The organism is Bradyrhizobium sp., from assembly GCF_017881085.1.
GTDB lineage: Bacteria > Pseudomonadota > Alphaproteobacteria > Rhizobiales > Xanthobacteraceae > Bradyrhizobium.
In genome coordinates this window covers 1-3,510 of record NZ_JADGRI010000438.1, presented here as the reverse complement: position 1 = coordinate 3,510, position 3,510 = coordinate 1, and the positions used below count along the sequence as shown (strand labels likewise).

The 3,510-nt window shown below is 58.9% G+C and carries 4 protein-coding genes; 3 read left to right on the top strand and 1 reads right to left on the bottom strand.

Translation table 11 applies throughout. The annotated features are described in order from the left end of the window. The coding region (locus tag QZ213_RS26180; RefSeq protein ID WP_291688960.1) for a hypothetical protein at positions 1-210 on the top strand (210 nt) is incomplete at its 5' end. A 399-nt stretch (positions 211-609) separates the two neighbouring features. Here the strand turns inward: QZ213_RS26180 and QZ213_RS26175 are convergent. After that, on the bottom strand, positions 610-1,542 hold the full coding sequence (locus tag QZ213_RS26175) for a transglycosylase SLT domain-containing protein (RefSeq protein ID WP_291688959.1): 933 nt from the start codon (positions 1,540-1,542) through the stop codon (positions 610-612). A 548-nt stretch (positions 1,543-2,090) separates the two neighbouring features. On the opposite strand from QZ213_RS26175, the gene QZ213_RS26170 reads away from it, so the two are divergent. Continuing rightward, the gene (locus tag QZ213_RS26170) at positions 2,091-3,263 is read left to right on the top strand and encodes a L,D-transpeptidase (RefSeq protein ID WP_291688958.1); all 1,173 of its coding nucleotides are present in this window, start codon (positions 2,091-2,093) and stop codon (positions 3,261-3,263) included. Positions 3,264-3,290: 27 nt separating this feature from the next. Continuing rightward, positions 3,291-3,510, top strand: a 220-nt coding sequence (locus QZ213_RS26165; RefSeq protein WP_291688957.1) for a hypothetical protein, incomplete at its 3' end; no start/stop codon positions are given.

Below are 3,510 nucleotides of genomic sequence, written 5' to 3'. Positions count from 1 at the left end.
GGTATCGAGCAAAATCCGTCGTGTGTTCCGGAGCGCATGAGTTGGCAGAACAGTTCGGTTGAATTCGTCATCTTAGCATTAAAATTAACTAATTGGCGCACATGGAGCGGCCACGAGCGGGGATCAGCAAGGGGGTGTCACAAGTGCGAATTTTTATCCACCGCAACTTTTATCTCAGTCGCCTTCCGAAGAACAAAATACGCCAGCTGACCCGGTCCGCTCTTTCTTGTAGGTCCCGATCCTACACTAACCAAAGCTCTTGGCGAAGTGCGTTCCGGCCGGAGGTGGAATTAGCGGAATCCGTTCGGACGAAGGTCCGTTAAGGGTCAAAATGCGAAATACTCATCGCGAGTAGATGTTTTCCGCTTTGCCTCCAAACTCAGACGTAGCTCGATGCGGTCGGTACTTCGCATTTGTGCCACAAGCAGACATCGGCACCTGATCGATCACCTCGCTAGCGCGCAGCAGGAACGATCCGAGCGCGTCGTTGACGACGTAAAGTGCATCCGCGCGACCACTAAGCGATGAGCGGCACCACATGCCGCAGCGGCGGTTGAGGCCCCCTCGGCCCGCGGGTGCGGCAACTCCTGCCAACCACTCAACGGAAATTTACTGGTGCGCCCGTTCGGCGTCGGCGGTCGCGGTGCCCATGTATTTCGATTGGAAATGAGCAACCCGCTCGCGCCACATTCCGACGAACGCCTCCGACGTCAGCTTCTCCACCGATTTCCACGCCTCTTTGACGGCCGGGCGCGTATTGCCCCAGATCGCGCGCCTGCACCATTTTTCGCCCTTCTCCCTGCCTTCGCTGGTGGCGCACATCGATTTCCAGGCGATGCGATTGGGTTGGCTGAGGTGCTCCGCGGCGCCTTCCCAGCCCTGCTGATGGATCAGGTAGAGATCGTTCAAGTCCGGCTTCCTGTGCGTCACCCACTCGAACAGAATGCCTTCGGTAATGATCTTGTAGGCTGCCGCAACGGCATTATCGCGGGGATTGAGAATGTCTCCGGAGCCGAATTTGCCGAACTCGTATTTGCTCAGCTGGAACAGCCCGATATACGACCCGGTGCGTTGCTTGGGGTCGAAACCGGACTCGACCTTGGCCACCGCCTTCATGAAAGTGAAATCCAGACCGAAAGCGTCGGACGCGCGCTTGATCTCTTCCACCGGCGTTCCGACCGGGATGTCCTTGAACGAACGCAAGACGATCGCAGCCGGCTTCTCGGCAGGCGGCAGTTCGGACCAGACATAACAAATGAGATACCGGAAATCCTGCGGCCCCGAGTTGGAGGCACCGCCGGATGCACCGCACGTTGTCGGCGCCAGTTGCGCGGCATCACGGTGGCCCGGGTCCACCGATTTCTGCACAGGCGGTAAATCGGCCGACAGCGTCTGCGACGGATCGGGCAACGCGGCCACGACGATCGATTCCGGCTTGTCCGAGGCCGCCGTCGTGTCGGTGGCCGTCCCCGCCGCGGGTTCGGCGGCCGTCGCCACTTCGGCGCTAGCGACAGCGGCGTTCGCGACAATGGCGTTGGCCATTGCGATTGCCTGCGGTTCATCTGCGAGCCTGGCGTTGGCGGCGAGAGAGGCTGCGCGGTCCTCGATTGGCACTGCGCCGGAGTTCTCGATACTGGCCGTAGCGAAGCCAGGAAGCCGGGCGACGACCCAGCCTGCGAGAACGACCGTTCCGCACAACGCCGCCGCCACTATCGCAAATCGCCGCGTGTTCATGATGCCGTCGCCTCCATAGGCTCCACCGGAGCCGTGTAGAAAAGCCAAGCATGCGAAGAGCCTCATTCTTGGGATCAATATGGGTCGCGCAATGGCGCAAACGGCCGCTCGTCAATTTTTCCAAAACATGTTGCCCGATTGCAACGCGTCGATCGCAAGCAATTGCGCCCGTCTCAACGGCAACTCACACCGTAATTGTGAGTACGGTCCAATTTTCGACCCACTGCGACCAGATTTGAAGGAGAGGCTTGGCGCGCTGTCGGGATGACGCATCAGGCGTCGGCTTCGCGCATCGTCTCGAAACGATGGAATCGCGGCTATGGGACCGGGCGATGTTCGCTAAGGGATTACCAGCAATGCAGCGCGCGATAACAACGGCTGTATTCGCCATTTTCATGATCCCTGCGGGGATCGCACACGCTCAATTTCTGTTTGGACCCCAACACACGTTCTGGCCAAGCCAATACCCTCCGTACAAACACAAGCACCACCACCGGCAGACAAACTCTGAAACGACGAAGAGCGCTCGGCCCGAGCCCCTTCCGAAGGGCCCGCTCCAGATCATCATCTCGATAGTAGACCAACGGGTCTCGCTTTTTGACAACGGCGCCCTGATCGCACGCTCTTCGGTGTCCACGGGAATGGAGGGGCATCCTACGCCCCTCGGCGTGTTCAGCGTCATCAGCAAACAACGATGGCACCGTTCAAATATTTATAGCGCCGCCCCCATGCCCTACATGCAACGCATCACCTGGTCAGGGATAGCGTTGCACGCCGGTGTCGTGCCTGGGCATCCGGCGTCACACGGCTGCATCCGTTTGAAAAATGATTTTGCCGTTCGACTCTGGCATCTCACGAAGCGCGGCACGCGCGTGATCATTGCGCACGGTGATGTCCAGCCGGTCGAGATAACCAATCCGCATCTTTTTCAACCGAAAGCCGCGTCCGGTTCGTCGGAATTCCAGACTGCCACCGTCGCAACCAAGAGCATCGGTACAGCCGCAGCAACGCAGGGATCACTGGTGTCAAACGCTGAGACTCCGGAAGCCGCCAGTCTCCAGGTGCCGGGCTCGGCTCCCGCTGCAAGCGCGCCCAAAAAGATCGTCCCGATCTCCATCTTCGTCAGTCGTAAGTTGAGCAAGCTGTTCGTGCGTCAGGGCTTCACGCCGTTGTTTGATGTCCCGGTCAAGATCGAAAATCCGGAGGAGCCGCTGGGAACGCACGTGTTTACCGCAATGGAATTCCAGAACGAGGGAACGGCTATTCGCTGGACCGTCGTGTCGATTCCGGACGAATTTCCTCGCATCGAGGGTGCCACGAAAGGGCGCGAAGCGCCCGTGAAGCAAACCGCCCTATCGGTACCGTCACCCGATCAGGCCAACGCTGTCCTCAACCGCATCGAAATACCGCAGGATACGGTTGAGAGGATCTCTAAACTTCTGACGCCGGCCTCTTCATTGATTATTTCCGACAACGGATTTAGCCATGAGACGGGAAAAGACACGGATTTCATCGTGGTAACGCATTGATGCGGAGGCGCAACCTACCAACACACGGTGCCGCTGCGCAACCCGCTGGAATTGTTCGACCGCAATTCTGGTGCAAAATTCTTGATGTCCGCACCTAAGCCAAAGCAGCGCGAGGTCCGTTCTGGGTCAAAACCGGAAGTCGAGCTGGCCGACACCGACTTCCGCTTTGCCCCACAAAGCAGACATCCGGCCGTCGGCCCGCATGCCCGAAAAGGTAGAGTCGAGGACGGGCGCGATTGGATGTTAT